General features: G+C 31.8%; 14 protein-coding genes. 11 read left to right on the top strand and 3 right to left on the bottom strand.

The annotated features are described in order from the left end of the window. Both ppk1 and asnA read right to left on the bottom strand, forming a co-directional pair. Positions 1-1,908, bottom strand: a 1,908-nt coding sequence (ppk1, locus tag J7M77_RS03135; RefSeq protein ID WP_296875905.1) for a polyphosphate kinase 1, incomplete at its 3' end; no start/stop codon positions are given. A gap of 201 nt (positions 1,909-2,109) precedes the next feature. Continuing rightward, positions 2,110-3,117 carry an aspartate--ammonia ligase gene (gene asnA / locus J7M77_RS03130; RefSeq protein ID WP_296875903.1) on the bottom strand — a complete coding sequence of 336 codons (1,008 nt, stop codon included), beginning with the start codon at positions 3,115-3,117 and terminating at the stop codon, positions 2,110-2,112. 145 nt (positions 3,118-3,262) lie between these two features. Between asnA and J7M77_RS03125 the strand changes: the two genes are divergently transcribed. The 3 genes from J7M77_RS03125 to J7M77_RS03115 all read left to right on the top strand — a co-directional run bounded on the left by J7M77_RS03125 (position 3,263) and on the right by J7M77_RS03115 (position 6,247). Then, positions 3,263-4,537: a serine dehydratase subunit alpha family protein gene (locus tag J7M77_RS03125; RefSeq protein WP_296875901.1), complete on the top strand. Its 1,275-nt coding sequence runs from the start codon at positions 3,263-3,265 to the stop codon at positions 4,535-4,537. Between the two features lie 72 nt (positions 4,538-4,609). Beyond that, positions 4,610-5,401 carry an exonuclease domain-containing protein gene (locus tag J7M77_RS03120; protein ID WP_296875899.1) on the top strand — a complete coding sequence of 264 codons (792 nt, stop codon included), beginning with the start codon at positions 4,610-4,612 and terminating at the stop codon, positions 5,399-5,401. 9 nt (positions 5,402-5,410) lie between these two features. Then, positions 5,411-6,247, top strand: coding sequence for a hypothetical protein (locus J7M77_RS03115; protein WP_296875897.1), 837 nt, complete (start codon positions 5,411-5,413; stop codon positions 6,245-6,247). Between the two features lie 12 nt (positions 6,248-6,259). Here J7M77_RS03115 and J7M77_RS03110 read toward each other — a convergent pair whose 3' ends face one another. Then, complete coding sequence (locus J7M77_RS03110; protein WP_296875895.1) at positions 6,260-6,640, bottom strand: PH domain-containing protein; 381 nt, start codon at positions 6,638-6,640, stop codon at positions 6,260-6,262. 130 nt (positions 6,641-6,770) lie between these two features. Between J7M77_RS03110 and J7M77_RS03105 the strand changes: the two genes are divergently transcribed. From J7M77_RS03105 to nifJ, 8 genes are all read left to right on the top strand, one after another. Further along, entirely contained in the window at positions 6,771-8,372 is a 1,602-nt protein-coding gene (locus tag J7M77_RS03105; RefSeq protein ID WP_296875893.1) for a DEAD/DEAH box helicase, read from the top strand. A 121-nt stretch (positions 8,373-8,493) separates the two neighbouring features. Continuing rightward, positions 8,494-11,160 carry a pyruvate, phosphate dikinase gene (gene ppdK / locus J7M77_RS03100; protein ID WP_296875891.1) on the top strand — a complete coding sequence of 889 codons (2,667 nt, stop codon included), beginning with the start codon at positions 8,494-8,496 and terminating at the stop codon, positions 11,158-11,160. Between the two features lie 127 nt (positions 11,161-11,287). Beyond that, positions 11,288-12,268 carry an asparaginase gene (locus J7M77_RS03095; protein WP_296875889.1) on the top strand — a complete coding sequence of 327 codons (981 nt, stop codon included), beginning with the start codon at positions 11,288-11,290 and terminating at the stop codon, positions 12,266-12,268. Between the two features lie 17 nt (positions 12,269-12,285). Further along, positions 12,286-13,281 carry a DNA-processing protein DprA gene (locus J7M77_RS03090; RefSeq protein WP_296875887.1) on the top strand — a complete coding sequence of 332 codons (996 nt, stop codon included), beginning with the start codon at positions 12,286-12,288 and terminating at the stop codon, positions 13,279-13,281. A gap of 1 nt (position 13,282) precedes the next feature. Continuing rightward, entirely contained in the window at positions 13,283-13,915 is a 633-nt protein-coding gene (locus J7M77_RS03085; protein WP_296875885.1) for a rhomboid family intramembrane serine protease, read from the top strand. 13 nt (positions 13,916-13,928) lie between these two features. Next, positions 13,929-14,828 (top strand): UTP--glucose-1-phosphate uridylyltransferase GalU, encoded by a 900-nt coding sequence (gene galU / locus J7M77_RS03080; protein ID WP_296875883.1) that lies wholly within the window; start codon positions 13,929-13,931, stop codon positions 14,826-14,828. Then, positions 14,829-15,284 (top strand): hypothetical protein, encoded by a 456-nt coding sequence (locus tag J7M77_RS03075; protein WP_296875881.1) that lies wholly within the window; start codon positions 14,829-14,831, stop codon positions 15,282-15,284. Positions 15,285-15,558: 274 nt separating this feature from the next. Beyond that, positions 15,559-18,473 (top strand): pyruvate:ferredoxin (flavodoxin) oxidoreductase (gene nifJ, locus J7M77_RS03070; protein WP_296875879.1); only part of this gene is annotated, 2,915 nt, incomplete at its 3' end.

Raw genomic sequence — 18,473 nt, 5'->3', positions numbered from 1 at the left:
TGATACAATTTTTTTCTTTAATTTTTCATCTAAGACTGGAGCTCCCACTTCAACCCGGCGCTGAAGATTACGAGTCATTAAATCAGCTGAAGAAATATAGACTTTTTGATCCGTTTTACCAAAAATATAGATTCGCGAATGTTCAAGATAACGACCAACGATTGAAATAACATTGATATTTTCAGTTAGTCCTTTTACGCCCGGTAAAATGCAGCAAATACCGCGAACGATCATATCAATCTTAACACCAGCCTGGCTTGCTTCGATTAGTTTATCAATCATTTCTTTAGAAGTAACCGAATTACATTTAAAACCAATATAAGCTTCTTTACCTTGTTTAGCTAATTCAATTTGTTTATCAATTTGTTCAAACAGCTTAGTGATCATACAATTAGGAGCTACTAACAGCAGTTTTTCATCATTATCAGTTTCACCAAGCGATAAATGATTGAAAATAGTATTAATTTCTTCACCGATTGCAAAATTCGAAGTCATTAATGATAAATCAGTATACAACTTTGCTGTATTTTCATTATAATTACCTGTTCCAATCTGACAAATATATTCAATGCTTTGATTATTTTTGTAAGTAATCAAACATAATTTAGAATGAACTTTTAAACCATCTAAACCATAAATTACATGGCAGCCAGATTCTTCTAAACGTTTTGACCAGTCAATGTTGTTTTCTTCATCAAAACGAGCTCTTAATTCAACTAGAACCACTACTTCTTTACCGTCTTCAGCAGCTTCAATCAATGATTTAATTATTTTTGATTTTTTTGCGACCCGATATAAAGTCATTTTAATGCTAGCAACATTAGGATCACGACTAGCTTCATCTAATAAGCGTAAAAATGGTGACATTGATTCAAATGGATAAGCTAGTAAAATATCTTTTTTTAGAATCTGTTTGATCATCGGAACCCGATTTTCAACTAATGAACTATTTTTAGCTTCTAAACGCTTATAGAAAATTTCCGGATGAATGTAACGAAGATAATCTCGTAATTTACTAGTAAAGCTTAAATCTAGAGGAGCGTTAGAGATAAATATTTGATTTCTTTTCAAGTTTAAAAAATTCATCAGCATTAAAATTTCTAACTCTTCTAAACCAGGTGACATTTCTAGTCGAACTGGACTTAATTTTCTTCTTTGTTTAATTAAAGTTTCCATCATTTCCCGATAGTCATCATGACCTTCTAATGAATGATCATCTTCATCAATATCAGCGCTACGAGTAACTCTAATAAAAGCCTTGTTTTTAATTTTATATTTAGAAAAGATTTTATCAACAAAATGTAAAATAATATCTTCAACTAAAATAAACTTGCCTTGCATACTTGGAATTGCGATCAATCTTTGATCCATCGCATTACAACAAGAAACAATCCCCATTTTTCTTTTTCCTTTTTTAGATTCTCCTTGGACAACAACATACAATTCCCGATTTTTTAAAAAAGGGAAAGGCTGTCTTTTCGAAATAACTTGTGGTGATACTAATGGTAAGATTTCTCTTTCAAAATAATCTTCTAAATATTTACGATCATCTTTATTTTTTAAATCTTCATATTTTACAATGCCCCAGCCAAGAGTAGTTAGTTCATCTAAGATATGCTGGTAGATTCGATCTTTTTTCTTGTTTAAATAAGTAATCCGTTTTAAACATGCTTTAATTTGTTCTTGAGCAGTCATTCCGGTCTTGTTGTCTTTTGAAGCTGGATAAAATAGCATTTGATCATATAAAGAACCAATTCTAACCATAAAGAATTCATCTAAATTAGATTGAAAAATCGAAATAAAGCTTAATTTTTCACCTAAAGGAACCTCTTTGTCTTTTGCTTGTAATAAGACACGATTATTAAATTTTAACCAGGATAATTCTCGATTATCCATACATGTATTCATATTAAATCCTCCTATTTTTTTATAAAAATAAAATAATATTATTTTTGCTATTATTCAAGCAAAAATAACAATCTTACTTAACCTTAATGCAAACTTAAACGATTCTTAACAATAGCTTTTATACTTTTATTATAATCGATAATAATTAGATTAAAAGAATTATTTTTAATAAAAACCTGCCAGATATCCAGCAGGTTTATTTTATAATAGATGAATATTGTGTTTTTTACATTGTTCGATCATTTCTTGAGGCCAAATACTAGCTTGAACTTCACCAACATGAACTTTGTTTAGTAAAAGCATACAAAGACGAGATTGACCAATTCCACCACCGATCGTATATGGCAGCTTCTTTTCAATGATTTGTTTATGATAAGGAAGTTCTAAACGTTCTAAACAGTTTTCTTCTTTTAATTGTTTGACTAATGTGTCTTCATCAACCCGAATTCCCATTGAAGAAATCTCTAAAGCACATTGTAATGGTTCAAACCAGAAAAGAATATCGCCATTTAGATCCCAGTCATCATAATCAGGAGCTCGACCATCGTGTTTGATGCCGCTGTTTAATTTTTTTCCAACTCCCATAACAAAAACGCAGCCTAGCTTTTTACAAATTTCATTTTCACGTTCTGTTGGAATTAAATCAGGATACATATCCTCTAATTCTTGTGATGTAATAAAGTGAATCTGATCTGGTAAAGGATTAACAGCCTGAGGATATTTATACCAGACTTCATGTTCCATGTGTTTGATTACTTTAAAAATTTCTTTAACATGGTGTTTTAAAGTTTCTTCATTACGTTCTTCTTTGGCAATGATCTTTTCCCAATCCCATTGATCAACATAATATGAATGTAAGTTATCAACTTCTTCATCTTTTCTAATCGCATTCATATTTGTATATAGACCTTCATGCATTTTAAAGTTATATTTTTTTAAAGCCATTCTTTTCCATTTAGCTAATGAATGAACAACTTCAATGGTTTGACCAGGAATTTCATCAATTTCAAAAGAAACTGGTGATTCAAAACCATTTAGGTTATCATTTAAACCACTGTTTTTAGGGACAAAAAGTGGTGCTGAAATTCTTGTCATCCCCAAGACTTTTCCGATTTCTTTTTGAAACGTATCACGAATATATTTAATAGCTTCCTGAGTTTGACGAACATCCAAAACAGGATCATAGTTTTCAGGTAAAATTAATTTCATTTTAGTATCATACTCCTTTTAATTAAATTTAGTCCATTGTACCATGTATAAATGCTTTGATACAACAGTAAAATCATCTAATTTTATTGTAAAAAGGTAAAAAAACCGCTAATATTGTTTATAGATGATGGAGGAAAAGATAAAAATGGCAATTGATCAAGATAAATATCAAACTTATATCCAAATTTTAAAAGAAGAACTTGTTCCAGCAATGGGATGTACAGAGCCGATTGCTCTTGCATATTGTGCCAGTTATGCTCGGGATGTTTTAAAAAAAGTCCCTGAACGCTGTTTGGTAGAAGTTAGTGGTAATATTATTAAAAATGTAAAAAGTGTTATTGTTCCTAATACTCATGGTTTAAAAGGAATTGAAGCGGCGGTGGCTGTAGGTATTTTAGCTGGTGATACTAATAAAGTTTTAGAAGTGATTTCGAATGTAAAAAAAGAACAGATTGAACAAATTAAAGTTTATTTAAAAAAAGAGTGTATAGAAGTAAAAGCGTTAGAAACACCACATATTTTAGATATTAAAATCACTTTATTTAGTGAAAATGATTATGTTACTGTACGAATTATTGATCAACATACCAATATCGTCTTAGTAGAAAAAAATGGAATCAAACTATTAGATAAAAAAACAGATAATAATCGTTGTCTTGAACAGTCAAATCGAGATTGTTTAAATGTAGCTGATATTTTTGAATTTGCAAATACGGTTGATCTTAAAGATATTGAAACGACGATTAAACGGCAGATTGATTATAATTTAGCGATTGCTTATGAGGGATTGAATAATGATTATGGGGCAAATATTGGCAGTGTTTTATTAAAATGTGGTAATGATATAGTAACGCGAGCTAAAGCTTTAGCGGCCGCAGGCAGTGATGCAAGAATGAGTGGCTGTGAATTGCCGGTAGTCATTAATTCTGGCAGTGGAAATCAGGGATTAACAGTTTCTTTACCAATAATTGCTTATGCAAAAGAATTACAGGTAAGCAAGGAAAAACTATATCGAGCTTTAGTTTTAGCTAATTTGATTGCAATTCATCAAAAATCCGGGATTGGCAGATTGTCAGCTTATTGTGGTGCAGTAAGCGCCGGTTGTGCTGCTGGCTGTGGTATTGCTTATTTATATGATGGTGATTATGAATGTATTGCTCATACGATTGTTAATTCTTTGGCAATTACTTCAGGAATTATATGTGACGGGGCTAAATCTTCATGTGCTGCCAAAATTGCAGCTAGTGTTGATGCTGGAATTTTAGGTTATCAAATGTATCAAGAAGGACAACAGTTTAAAGATGGGGATGGAATTGTCAAAAAAGGAGTCGAAAATACTATTGCTAATGTTTGCCGTTTGGGTAAAGAAGGAATGAAAGAAACAGATAAGGAAATTATCAAGATCATGACGAATTGTTAGTGATTAATGAGACTTATTGATAGCTTTATTTTATTTATTATGGTAGACTAAATGACATGTGAGGATGAGAAAATGAATGATCGTTATGTAGTACTTGATTTTGAAACAACTGGGATAAATCGTTATCAAAATGATGAAGTTGTACAAGTTGCTATCATTAATCAAGATGATGAAATTTTATTAAATGAATTATGTCGACCAAGGCATCATTTTTCTTGGCCGGATGCCCAAAAAGTTCATGGAATTAGCCCAGCTATGGTAAAAGATAAAGAAAATTTTGAATATTATCTTGAAAGAATTGAACAGATTTTTGCTAGCTATGATTTTATTGTATGTTATAATATTGCCTTTGAACAAGGGATTTTAAAAAATTATGGAATTGATATTAGTAAATATCAATTTAGAGATCCAATGAAAGAATTTGCACCAATATATGGTGAAAAAAGTGGACGTGGTGGCTATAAATGGAAGTCATTAAGCGTCTGTGCTAAGTATTTTGGATTTCGCTTTAATGCTCATGATGCTTTAGAAGACGTAAAAGCAACGAGATATTGTTTTGATAAGATCCAGGAGGTAAAAAAGCATCGGGCTAATTATCAACAAAATGATCTTAATAACTGGAAAGGATTGTTTAAAGATTCAATCATTAAAAATGGTGAACGTTTATATAAAGATAATAAGATTGATCTTCTTTATCAAAGTGACCAGCAAATTGTTGCTAATATAAAAGGCAGTAAGGATTATTTAGTTTCGATAATCGTAGCAGCGGGAAAAATAAAAGAAATGAAATGTAATTGCCCATATGCTATGCATGGTCATAAATGTAAACATATGGTGGCGTTATTAATGAAAGTCAATGAATAGGGGGACTTTATGATAAACAAATATCGTTTAAAAATTTTCTATAATGATAAAAAGATAACACTTGATGTTGATGAAAATGTTTCTTTTTTAGCTTTAAAAAAGAAAATTGATGAGTGTTTAAATATAAAAGCGAGCCAGTTTGCCTTTTTAGAAGGGACTAAAATGATTGCTGGCAGTGATTTAGATAATGCCAAATCAAATCAGATAAAAGATTATTTTGAATTGGATCAAGAATTACGATACATTGCTACTTCTTCTAAAAAGAAATACGAGATCAAAATAATTGTTTGGGATTATTTGCTTGAAGGAAACAAAGAAATAATTAAAAAATTTATGCAGATGGCAAAACAATTGGATAATTTAAGACCAAAACAAAAGTATTATTTGCCAGCGACTAAACAGAACTTTATTGATAAGGCTTTGTATGATTGTTATTGTGTTTTAAAAGGATTAGACTTTAATGGAATTTATAATTATATTTTATTGAAAAATAATGAGAATTACTGGGTCGTTAAAGTTGTTTATTATTTGCTTGATGATAAATATGAAATTAGTTTTTATCAAAGTGTTGCAGCTAAAGAAAAAAATGATTATGAATATTTAATTACTTTTTATCATACTAATCGTGCTTATTTTAAAGGTTACCAGGGTAGACATCGTAATATTTTTGTTTTACATCGTGATGATACTTTAAAAGCAGATGATTTTGAGGAGTTTTATTTAGGATTAAATCGGGTGACTTATATGTTAAGTACAATTGACCAAAATAAGCTATTTATTAATCATGATGATTATTTAAAATATGATTTTGTAACTGATCAGGTTATTGAAAATACCATCAAATAAATGATGGTATTTTTAATCGTCAAGATCATCAAGATCTTCAATATCTGAACTATTAAAGAATTCTTTACCAACTACTTTTTTACGATCACGAGCTTCTTCTACTAATTTAGAAATAAGATCTTTAACATGTTTAGGTTCTTTGATATTTTTTAAAAGCACCTCTTTATCACTATCAGCTTTGGTATAAAGAATAATTGTTCCGGTACCAAAGATTTTTTGGGCTAAAGTTCTTTTTAGACATAAATCAGTAATTCGATATAAGAGCAGTTCATCATAGTGAGTGCTGATTAAACCAGTTTCTTGATAAAGTCGCTCATTTTTTATTTCATATTTGGTAAAACTAATGGGAAACCACATAAAATGTTTGCGGTCTTTCCAAATGACGTTATTCATTTAATTATCACCTCGCTATTTGTTTTTTAGATTATAGCAAAGATTTGAAATTTTTAAAATATTAAAATTAATTTGTATATTTATAATTAATATGATATACTCACACAAAAAAGCTGGAAAGGTATGTAGAATGATTGAAAATAAATTTAATGAATTAGGACTAAGTGAAAATGTATTAAAGGCAATTGAAGCAATGGGTTTTTCTAAACCATCAAAAATACAAGAAGAAGCGATTCCGGTGTTGCTTACAGGAATTGATGTAATTGGTCAGGCACAAACTGGAACCGGAAAAACGTTAGCTTTTGGCAGTGTTTTATTATCAAAGTTATGTTCAAATAATGATGGCTTACCACAAGCGATTGTTTTGTCACCGACAAGAGAGCTGGCAATGCAGATTTATGAAGAATTAGGCCGTATTGGTAAATATAGTGATTGTCGAATTGTATGTGTATTTGGTGGCAGTGAAATTGAACGACAAATCAAAAAGATCAAAAGAGGTGTTGATATCGTTGTTGGTACACCAGGAAGAGTAATGGATTTGATGCGTCGTAATGTTTTAAAATTAGATAATACTAAGTATGTTGTTTTAGATGAAGCTGATGAGATGTTAAATATGGGCTTTGTAGAAGATATTGAAGCGATTTTGCAAGATATTAGCGATGATCGCCAAACAATTTTATTTTCGGCAACAATGCCTGATGGAATTAAAAAAATTGCTCAAAATTATATGCATGATGATTTTAAACATGTTGCAATTCTTTCAAAACAGACAACAGCCACTTCAGTTAAACAGTTCTATTATGAAGTAAAGCATAAAGATCGTTTCGAAGCAATGTGTCGTTTGATTGATGTAGAAAATATTAAAACGGGAATTATTTTTTGTCGTACGAAACGTTCTGTTGATGAAGTAACTGAAAAGATGCAAGAAGCTAAATATAATGTAGAAGCGATGCATGGTGATTTGAGTCAAAATCATCGAATGAATACATTAAGAAAGTTTAAAAATCGGACCATTAATTTTTTAGTAGCTACAGATGTAGCAGCTCGCGGGATTGATGTTGAAGATGTAAGTCATGTAATTAATTATGAATTGCCACAAGATGTTGAAGCCTATGTTCATCGAATTGGGCGAACTGGACGGGCTAATAAAGAAGGTGAAGCTTATTCGATCATTACTCCAAGAGAGAAAAGTTTTTTAAAACAGATTGAACGAGTAACTAAAACAAAGATCAATAAAGCTAAAGTACCAACTTTATCACAGATTACTGAAAATAAATTAGGAATTTTAATTAGTGCTGTTGAAGATGAGGTTTTAGCGGGAAATCACAAGAAATTTAAGTCGCTTATTAATGAACTTGATCCAACGTTATTACCAGATTTTGCTGCAGCAATGTTGAAAATGCTTTATGATCAGCAAGTTGGGTATGATTATAAACGTGATGAACTTGAGGAAGTATCTAAATCCGGTAAACAAATTTATGTTGATGATGATTATGTAAGAATTTTTATTACAGCTGGTAGCATTGATCGTATTAATGCTCGTCAGATTATCAATTTCTTTGTAAGTAAAGCAAAAATCAGAAAAAATGATATTGGTGATATTGATATTAAAAGAAAATTTTCGTTTGTTAATATCAACAAAAAAGTAATTGAAAAAGTACTATTAAAGTGTAATCATCAAAAAATTAATAATCGCAAAGTTGAAATTGAAATAGCTAAAGGTAAAGAATAGATCGTGCAGGGGCATGATCTTTTTTTTGAGAAAAATAATTTTTAAACCGCTTACACTTGCGCCCGGTAGCCAAGATGTGTATAATATACACATGGATTAATTCTAAGGAGGATTAGATTAGATGAAAAAATATGTTTATATGTTTAGTGAAGGTAACGAAATGATGCGTGATCTTCTTGGTGGTAAAGGGGCTAACTTAGCTGCAATGGTTAATTTAGGATTACCTGTACCTCAAGGGTTTACGGTTACTACAGAAGCATGTAATGAATACTATGCCGATGGTCAAATCATCAATGATGAAATGAAAAAACAAATTGATGAATGTTTGGAAAGACTAGAAAAATTGGCTGGAAAAAAATTAGGGGATACAGAAAATCCATTATTAGTTTCAGTTCGTTCTGGGGCAAAATTCTCAATGCCTGGAATGATGGATACAATTTTAAATTTAGGGTTAAATGATGAAACTGTTGAAGTTGTTGCAAAACAATCTAATAACAGAAGATTCGCATTTGACAGCTATCGTCGTTTTATCCAAATGTATAGTGACGTTGTTTGTGAAGTAGACAAAGAAAAATTTGAGGAAAAATTAACTGAATTAAAAACTAAAAACGGTTATGAAAGTGATTTAGATATCACTGCTGATGATTTTGAAAATATTATCATTCCTCAATATAAAGAAATCTTTAAAGCTGAATTAGGGCTTGATTTCCCTCAAGATGCTAAAGAACAATTAATGGGAGCTGTTTTAGCAGTATTTAGATCTTGGAACAATGAACGTGCGATCATTTATCGTAACTTAAATGGTATTTCTCATGATTTAGGAACTGCCGTAAACGTTCAACAAATGGTATTTGGTAATCGTGGAAACGATTCAGGTACTGGGGTATTATTTACTCGTAATGCTGCTAATGGTGATAACCATATTTATGGTGAATACTTGATCAACGCTCAAGGTGAAGACGTTGTTGCTGGTATTAGAACACCTCAAAAAATTGCTAAATTAGAAGAAGATATGCCTGAAATCTACAATCAATTAGTAACAATTGTTAAAGGACTTGAAAGACATTATCGTGATATGCAAGACTGTGAATTTACTGTTGAAAATGGTAAATTATTCATCTTACAAACTCGTAATGGTAAACGTACTGGACAAGCTGCTTTAAAAATTGCTGTTGATTTAGTCCATGAAGGTTTAATTACAAAACAAGAAGCATTAACTAGAATTGAAGCAGATCAAGTTTCTCAGTTATTACATCCAAACTTTACTGATGAAGCTTTAAAAACTGCTGAAGAATTAGTTGAAGGTTTACCTGCTTCACCAGGTGCTGGTTCAGGTAAAGTATATTTAACTGCTGATAAAGTACATGAAATGAAAGAAGCTGGTGAAAAAGTATTATTAGTAAGGCATGAAACTTCACCAGAAGATATCCAAGGTATGGTTGACTGTGAAGGTATCTTAACTTCTACAGGTGGTATGACTAGCCATGCAGCCGTAGTTGCTCGTGGTATGGGGAAATGCTGTATCGTTGGTGCTAAAGCGTTATCAATTGATTATGATGCTAAAACATTTACAATTGATGGTGTAACTTATCCAGAAGGTACTGAATTATCATTAGATGGTACAACTGGTAAAGTATATAAAGGTGTCTTAGAAGTAAAAGAATCAGAATTAACTGGTGATTTTGCTGAATTAATGAGCTGGGCTGATGAAGTTAAAACATTAACTGTTCGTGCTAATGCTGATAGTCCTAGAGATGCTGAAGTAGCTATTAAATTCGGTGCTGAAGGTATTGGATTATGTCGTACAGAACATATGTTCTTCGAAGGAGATCGTATTGAATATGTAAGACAAATGATTTTATCTGATACTGTTGAAGAAAGAATTAAAGCATTAGATGAATTATATAAATTCCAAGTAGAAGATTTCAAAGGAATCTATCGTACAATGGTTGGATTACCAGTAACTGTACGTTTATTAGATCCACCTCTTCATGAATTCTTACCACACACTGATGAAGAATATCAAGCTGTTGCTGATAAATTAGGTAAGTCTTTAGAAGAAGTAAAAGCTAAAGGTGCTACATTAAAAGAAACTAACCCAATGCTTGGACATCGTGGTTCTCGTTTAGCAGTTACTTATCCAGAAATTTACAACATGCAAGTAAAAGCTATCGTTGATGCTGCAATTGATGTTGAAAGAGAATTAGGATGCACTATTGTTCCTGAAATCATGTTACCATTAATTGGTAGTGAAGCTGAAATTGTATATGTAAAAAATAATGTTGTTAAAGCTATTGAAGCTGCTAAAAAAGCTAAAGATTCTGATATTGAATATAAGATTGGTACAATGATTGAAATTCCAAGAGCAGCATTAACTGCTGATCAAATCGCTAAACATGCGGAATTCTTCTCATTTGGTACAAATGACTTAACTCAAATGACATTTGGATTCTCTCGTGATGATATTGGAAGCTTCTTGCCAGATTATATTGATCAAAAAGTATTACAAGTTGACCCATTTGCATCACTTGATCAAAACGGTGTTGGTCAATTAATTGAAATTGCTGCTGAAAAAGGACGTCGCACTCGTCCAAATATCAAACTTGGTATTTGTGGAGAACATGGTGGAGATCCAGAATCAATTAAATTCTGCCATAAAGTAGGTTTAACTTATGTTTCATGTTCACCATACCGTGTATTAATTGCTCGTCTTGCTGCTGCACAAGCTGCTGCTGAACAAATTATTTTAGAACATAACAAAGATAAAGTAATTGAATCAGATAAATAATTAAAGTAAAGATAAAAAGAGCCGTATGGCTCTTTTTGTTTTGATAGTTATCATAGATATTGGATTACTTATAACAAAACCTCTTTTTATCATTAAATTATTTTGTTATAATGTTGTTGGTGATTGAATGAAAAATATAGTTATAGTTGCAACTGGAGGAACGATTGCTGGTAGTGGTAAAGTTGGTAAAACTGCAAATTATCATGCTGGAACAATTGATATTGATAAAATAATTGAATCAATTCCTCTAATTAATGAAGTTGCTAATTTAAAAGCAATTCAACTTTTTAATGTTGATAGTAATGAAATGAATGAAGAATATTGGGTGGCTTTGACAACCAAGATCAATGAATTGGCTTGCGATGAAAATGTAGATGGAATAGTGGTTACTCATGGAACTGATACGTTGGATGAAACAGCTTATTTTTTAAATTTAACAGTACATACATATAAACCGGTAGTTTTGACGGGGGCGATGCGTCCGGCAAGCGCTACTAGTGCAGATGGTCCATTAAATTTGTATCAGGCAGTTTGCTTGGCAGCATGTGATGAGGCCAATGGTCATGGTGTAATGGCGGTTTTTTCAAGCACTATTTATTCAGGTCGAGATATTCAAAAAACTAATAATTTTAAAACAGATGCCTTTGATCAAAAAGATTTTGGTTGTTTAGGTTATATGAATGATGATCGAGTAATGATGTTTTCAAGAACTTTTAAGAAGCATACACTACTTTCGATTTTTAGCCAAATGCCTTTAGAAAAACTGCCTCAAGTAGGAATTGTCTATTACTATGCCGGAGCTGATGAAACGGTTCTTGATTATATGGCAAATGGGCATCAGGGAATTGTGATTGTCGGTAGCGGCCGAGGTAATTATAGTAAAGCCTGGTTAGCTAAAATTGAAATTTTGAGTAAACAAGGAATAATTTTTGTTCGTGCTTCTAGAGTACAACAGGGAATTGTTAATGAAGATGAATATTTTGATCCTCATAATTGTTGTATTCCGGCAAATACTTTATCTGGTCAAAAAGCGCGAGTTTTATTAATGTTGGCACTTGCGCATACTGATGACTTTAATGAAATTAAGCAAATTTTTAATGAATATTAATAGAAAGGGGCAAAATAATGATATCAAAAATAAGATTAAATCTTGATAGTATTGCATTGATGCTATTTTGCGCCCGTTTGAGAGCTTATAAAGTGGCTCCTTTATCAATGGATGAATGGGTCACTGTTGAAAAAGCAATTAAAAAAAATGGTTTAAAAGGACCAGCCAGTTTGTTATCGCTTAACCAAACTGAACTAGAAGAACTGTTGGAAATTAATGAATTTGTTGCTTATAAAATGATTAAACGCATTAAGAGTTTAAATATTTTTTTAAGTATCTTAAATACATTTGAAGAAAAGGGAATCAATGTAACTACTAAATATGAAGATAATTTTCCTTTGTCTTTAGCTAAACATTTGCGAAAAAGAGCGCCTTTATATTTGTTTTATTGTGGTGACATTACGATTGTTAATGATGGGATATCATTAATGGGATTAGTCAAAGTTACTAAAAAAGATCGAATTTATGCTAAAAGATTGATTGATAAGGCTATTGATGAAAATTACGTATATGTTTCAAATGATTCTAAAGGAGTCGATACCGTTGCTTTACGTTATGCTTTGCAGCAAGGCTGTAAATGTGTCAATTTTGTTTGTGAACGTTTAACAGCTAAGCAAAAAGAGTATCATCGTTATATTAAAACTGGACAGCTGGTTATGATTTGTGCTGAAGATCCTAATTCTTATTTTGATGTAACTAATGCAATTGATCGAAATAGTTATGTTTGTGCTTTGTCTAAGTATCAAATTATTGTTTCTAGCAGTATTAATAATGGGGCAACATGGTTTACTGCATTACAAAATTTACATAACAAATGGACGATTCCAATGGCAATTGAAGGTGTTTATTTAGGGAATGATCGTCTTTTAGATATGGGAGTTACTCCAATCATGGTTGAAGATGTACTGGCTGATTATACTTATGATCTAATTTATGAAAAAAATAAAAAAATAATTGAAAATAATGAGGTTAATATTGATCAAATGTCAATATTTGAATTTATAGGAGAATAGAATGAATTTTGATTATCGAAAATATCCAGTAACGAGCGTACTTATTGGAATTTGCGTTATCTTCTATGGATATACTACATTGCGCTATGGTTTGGAAATGAATGCTTATCAAGGAATTGAAGCTGGTGGATTTAATCCGGTTTTAGTTGTTGAAATAAAGCAATATTATCGATTATTAACAGCTAATTTTATCCATTTTGGGATAATGCATATATTTTGTAACTGTTATTCGCTAGTGAATCTTGGTTCTTTGATGGAACAGTTATTAAAGCCGCAACGTTATTTAATTGTTTTATTGGCATCAATGGTTACAACAACAGTGTTACCTTGTCTTTATTATATCTTTACAGGTAATGGTATTTATAGTGTGATGGGTGGTATATCTGGTGCTATTTTTGGTCTGATGGGATCTTTATTGGCATTGGCATGGAAATTTAAAAATATTTATGCCTATTTATTTAAACAAATTGCACCTAGCGTTGCTTTGATGATATTACTTTCAATCATGGTACCCTCAATTTCTTTATCAGGACATATTTCGGGAATGATAGGTGGTTTTGTATCAACTATTTTGATAATTAAATTTATGCCATTATCTTTTTGGGTAAAAGATAGACAGAATCTTGTAAATTAAAAGGAGAAAAGAGATGAAACAAACAGTAAAAAAAGCAATAATCCCTGCAGCCGGTTTAGGAACACGATTTTTACCAGCAACCAAAGCGTTAGCTAAAGAAATGCTGCCAATCGTGGATACTCCAACGATTCAATATATTATTCAAGAAGCGGTTGATAGTGGGATTGAAGAAATATTGATTATTACTAATTCTAATAAGCATTCGATGGAAAATCATTTTGATAAGTCGTATGAATTGGAAGCAAGGTTATTAGAAGCAGGGAAAATGGATCAGGTTAAAATGATTCAGGATATTGCAAATATGGCTAATATTTATTATATTCGTCAAAAAGAGCCTAAAGGATTAGGTCACGCAGTTTTATGTGCCAAATCATTTATTGGCGATGAACCCTTTGCAGTATTGCTTGGTGATGACGTAGTTGTAAATAAAGGTGGTAAACCGGCTTTAAAACAGCTGATTGATAGTTTTGAAAAAAAAGAAGCTTCAGTTGTAGGAGTGCAGACAATTGAACATAAAGATGTTAGTAAATATGGGATTGTTAGTCCATCAAGATCACATCAGGCTGAAGAAAATGGGCGGTTAGTGAAATTAAACGATATGGTTGAAAAACCAGCTATTGATAAAGCGCCAAGTGATATGGCAGTATTAGGGCGTTATGTACTAACACCAAAAATCTTTGAATTATTACAAACCCAGGAAAAAGGTGCTGGTAATGAAATACAGTTAACTGATGCTATTAAAAGGTTGATGGATATTCAAGCGGTTTATGCTTATGATTTTGAAGGTATTCGCTATGATGTTGGTGATAAGTTCGGCTTTATAAAAGCGACAATTGATTTTGCATTAGATCGCGATGATTTAAGAGATAAAGTTAGAGAATATATTAAGCAGATTGTAGAGGATGAAAAATAGATGGGACTTAATGATAAATTTCAAGAATATCGTCAGCGCAGAGAAGCTAAAGCGTTTTTTAATCAGCACAATAGTGAAAAGGCCCAAGGTATGGAATATTTGCTGGCATTTGTTACTGGTTTAATTACAACGATAATTTTAGGTATTGTTGCTGATATTATCGGAATCAATCTTTGGCTTTTAACAGTATTGATTGCAATCGTTCAAGCTCAGATGATTCGCAAGGTTTTAAATAAAAGCGGGAAACAATTAGGGTGTATTTCAGTTGTTTCGTTTCTTTTGGGAATCGTTTTAGCGCATACTATTTATGCATATTTAATGCTGCCGGTAAATAACTTTACGGTTTTCATTGATTTGTTTCAATTTTATATTACTAATATTTTTACAAATGATTTTAGAAGTTTGATCATTTATGCTTTTAGTGCATTGATATCATATATGAGTTTAAATAATTAAAGCAGAAGTCTTAATGATTTCTGTTTTTTAAGTAATGGTGTATATTAGTGTAAAAAGGGTAGTAAATTGATTATAATGTGATAGTAAAACATTATTAAAAAGATAATATTTTACTATCGTGATACTATTTTGGATAATGAATTAGATGTAGGTGAGTTGATTTTAGGCGGTTTGATAATAGAAATAATTATAATTTATGAATAACCAAAGTCTTTTGACATTTATATAAACAAAGTAGTATAATGATAATATGCAAAAAGGAGGATTTAAAAAAATGGCTAAAAAGTTTTTATCAATGGATGGTAATACTGCTGCTGCGCATGTCGCCTATGCCTTTACAGAAGTAGCAAGTATCTATCCAATTACACCTTCATCTCCAATGGCTGAAAATGCTGAAGCATGGGCTGCTCAAGGAAAGAAAAACATTTTTGGATCACCAGTAAATGTAATTGAAATGCAATCAGAAGCTGGAGCTGCAGGTGCTGTTCATGGGGCGCTTCAAGGTGGTGCACTAGCAACAACGTTTACAGCATCTCAAGGACTATTATTGATGATACCTAATTTATATAAAATTGCGGGAGAATTATTGCCTGGTGTTTTCCATGTTTCTGCAAGAGCTTTAGCTACTAGAGCATTAAATATTTTTGGTGATCATCAAGATATTTATGCATGCCGTCAAGTAGGAATGCCAATGATCTGTTCACATTCAGTTCAAGAAGTTATGGATTTAGGGGGAATTGCCCATTTAACTGCAATTAAAGCATCAGTACCGGTAATGCATTTCTTTGATGGTTTTAGAACTTCACACGAAATTCAAAAAGTTGAAGTTATGGATTATGATGTATTAGAAAGTCTTTTAGACAAAGAAGCACTAGCTAAATTTAAGAAGAATGCATTAAACCCTCATATCAATCCGATTGAACGTGGTGGAGCTGAAAACGATGATATTTATTTCCAAGGTCGTGAAGCTCAAAATAAACATTATGAAGCAGTTGTAGAAATTGCTGCTGATTATATGCAAAAAATTTCTGAAATTACTGGTAGACATTATGCGCCATTTACATATTATGGAGCTGATGATGCAACTAAGATCATTGTAGCAATGGGATCAGTAACAGAAACAGCAAAAGAAACAATAGATGAGCTAATTCGTCGTGGGGAAAAAGTTGGATTAATTAAAGTACATTTGTATCGGCCATTTTCACCTAAATATTTATTAAAGGTTTTACCTGAAACTGTTGAAAAAGTTGCAGTTTTAGATCGTACTAAGGAAATGGGAGCTACTGGAGAACCTCTATATTTGGATGTGGTAAGTGTACTAAAAGATGTAGATCATGTTAAAACTATTGTAGGTGGACGTTATGGTATGGGGTCTAAAGATACTACACCTCGTCAAATTAAAGCGGTTTATGATCATTTATCTAAAGATGATCCATTTACATCATTTACAATTGGTATCAATGATGATGTGACTAATTTATCATTGAAAGAAGATCCTGATTTTAATGTGGATGCTGACTATACAGCGTGCTTATTCTATGGTTTGGGATCTGATGGAACAGTTTCTGCCAATAAATCTTCTATTAAGATCATTGGGGATCATACTGATTTATATTCACAAGCTTATTTTGCTTATGATTCAAAAAAAGCTGGTGGAGCAACTCGTTCTAATTTACGTTTTGGTAATACTCCAATTAGAGCAACTTATTATGTAAATAATGCAGATTTTATTTCATGCTCATTAGATAATTATGTAATCAAATATGACATGTTAAAGAATTTAAAAGATGGTGGAACATTCTTATTGAATACAGAATTTTCAAAAGAAGACATTGTCGACTATTTACCAAATCGAGTAAAAAAACAATTAGCTGATAAAAATGCTAAACTATATATTATTAATGCTAATAAAATTGCTGATGAAATTGGTATGGGTAGAAGAACTAATACAATTTTACAATCTGCGTTCTTTGCCTTAAATCCACAAATTTTACCTATTGATAAAGCTGTTGAATATATGAAAGAAATGGCTAAAAAGACTTATGGTAAAAAAGGTGATGCTATCGTTCAATCAAATTATAAAGCAATTGATGCTGGTAAAGATGCGATTGAAGAAGTTACTGTTGATCCAGCTTGGTCTGATTTAACTGTAATTAATACAAGAACTTCTACTGGAGATGAACATTTTGATGCTTTCGTATCAGTGATTAATAGTCTAGATGGATATGATTTACCAGTTTCTGCTTTTATGGACAAATTAGATGGTTCAATGAAATCAGGAGTGGCAATTAAAGAAAAACGGGCTATTGCAACTCAGGTGCCACGTTGGAAGAAGGAAAACTGTATTCAATGTAATAATTGTGTTATGGTATGTCCTCATGCAACAATTAGAGCATTCTTATTAGATGAAGAAGAAATGGCTAATTTGCCAGAAGATATTTCAGATGATGTATTAACACCTATGGGAAAAAATGTTGGCGGATTAGTTTACCGTATTCAAGTATCACCTGATAACTGCGTTGGATGTGGTTTATGTGTAACTGAATGTCCTGGTAAAAAAGGTGAAAAAGCATTAGAAATGGTTAATGTCAAAGATGAATTAGAACATGCGCCACTTGCTGATTATATGTATGCAAAAGTTAAATATCGTGATGATAAATATCCTTTAACTACTGCTAAAGGTGTTGGATTCATGCGTCCGTATTTTGAGGTATCAGGAGCATGCGGTGGTTGTGGAGAAACTCCATATTATCGTTTAGTTTCTCAATTATTTGGTAAAGATATGATGATTGCTAATGCAACTGGATGTAGTTCAATTTATTCTGGATCTACACCTTCAACTCCTTGTGCGGTTGATCCAAATGGTCAGGGACCTGCTTGGGCAAACTCATTATTTGAAGATAATGCTGAATATGGATTTGGTATGAAGCTTGCTGAAAACTATAAGACTGGCCACTTATTAAGAGTGATTGAAGAAAATAGTGCAGCATGCGAACCTGAATTGAAAGCATTATTAGATGAGTATGTTGAAAATAAAGGTAAACGTGATGTTGAAAGAGAATTAACACCAAAAATCATTGAAGCTGTAAAAGCATCAAGCAATGAAGGAATCAAAGAGTTACTTGATTACGAAGGTGACATGATTACTAAATCTCAATGGATCATCGGTGGAGATGGATGGGCATACGA

This window comes from Thomasclavelia sp., from assembly GCF_017889095.1.
Lineage (GTDB): Bacteria > Bacillota_I > Bacilli_A > Erysipelotrichales > Coprobacillaceae > Thomasclavelia.
This window is presented reverse-complemented; position numbering and strand designations above follow the sequence as displayed.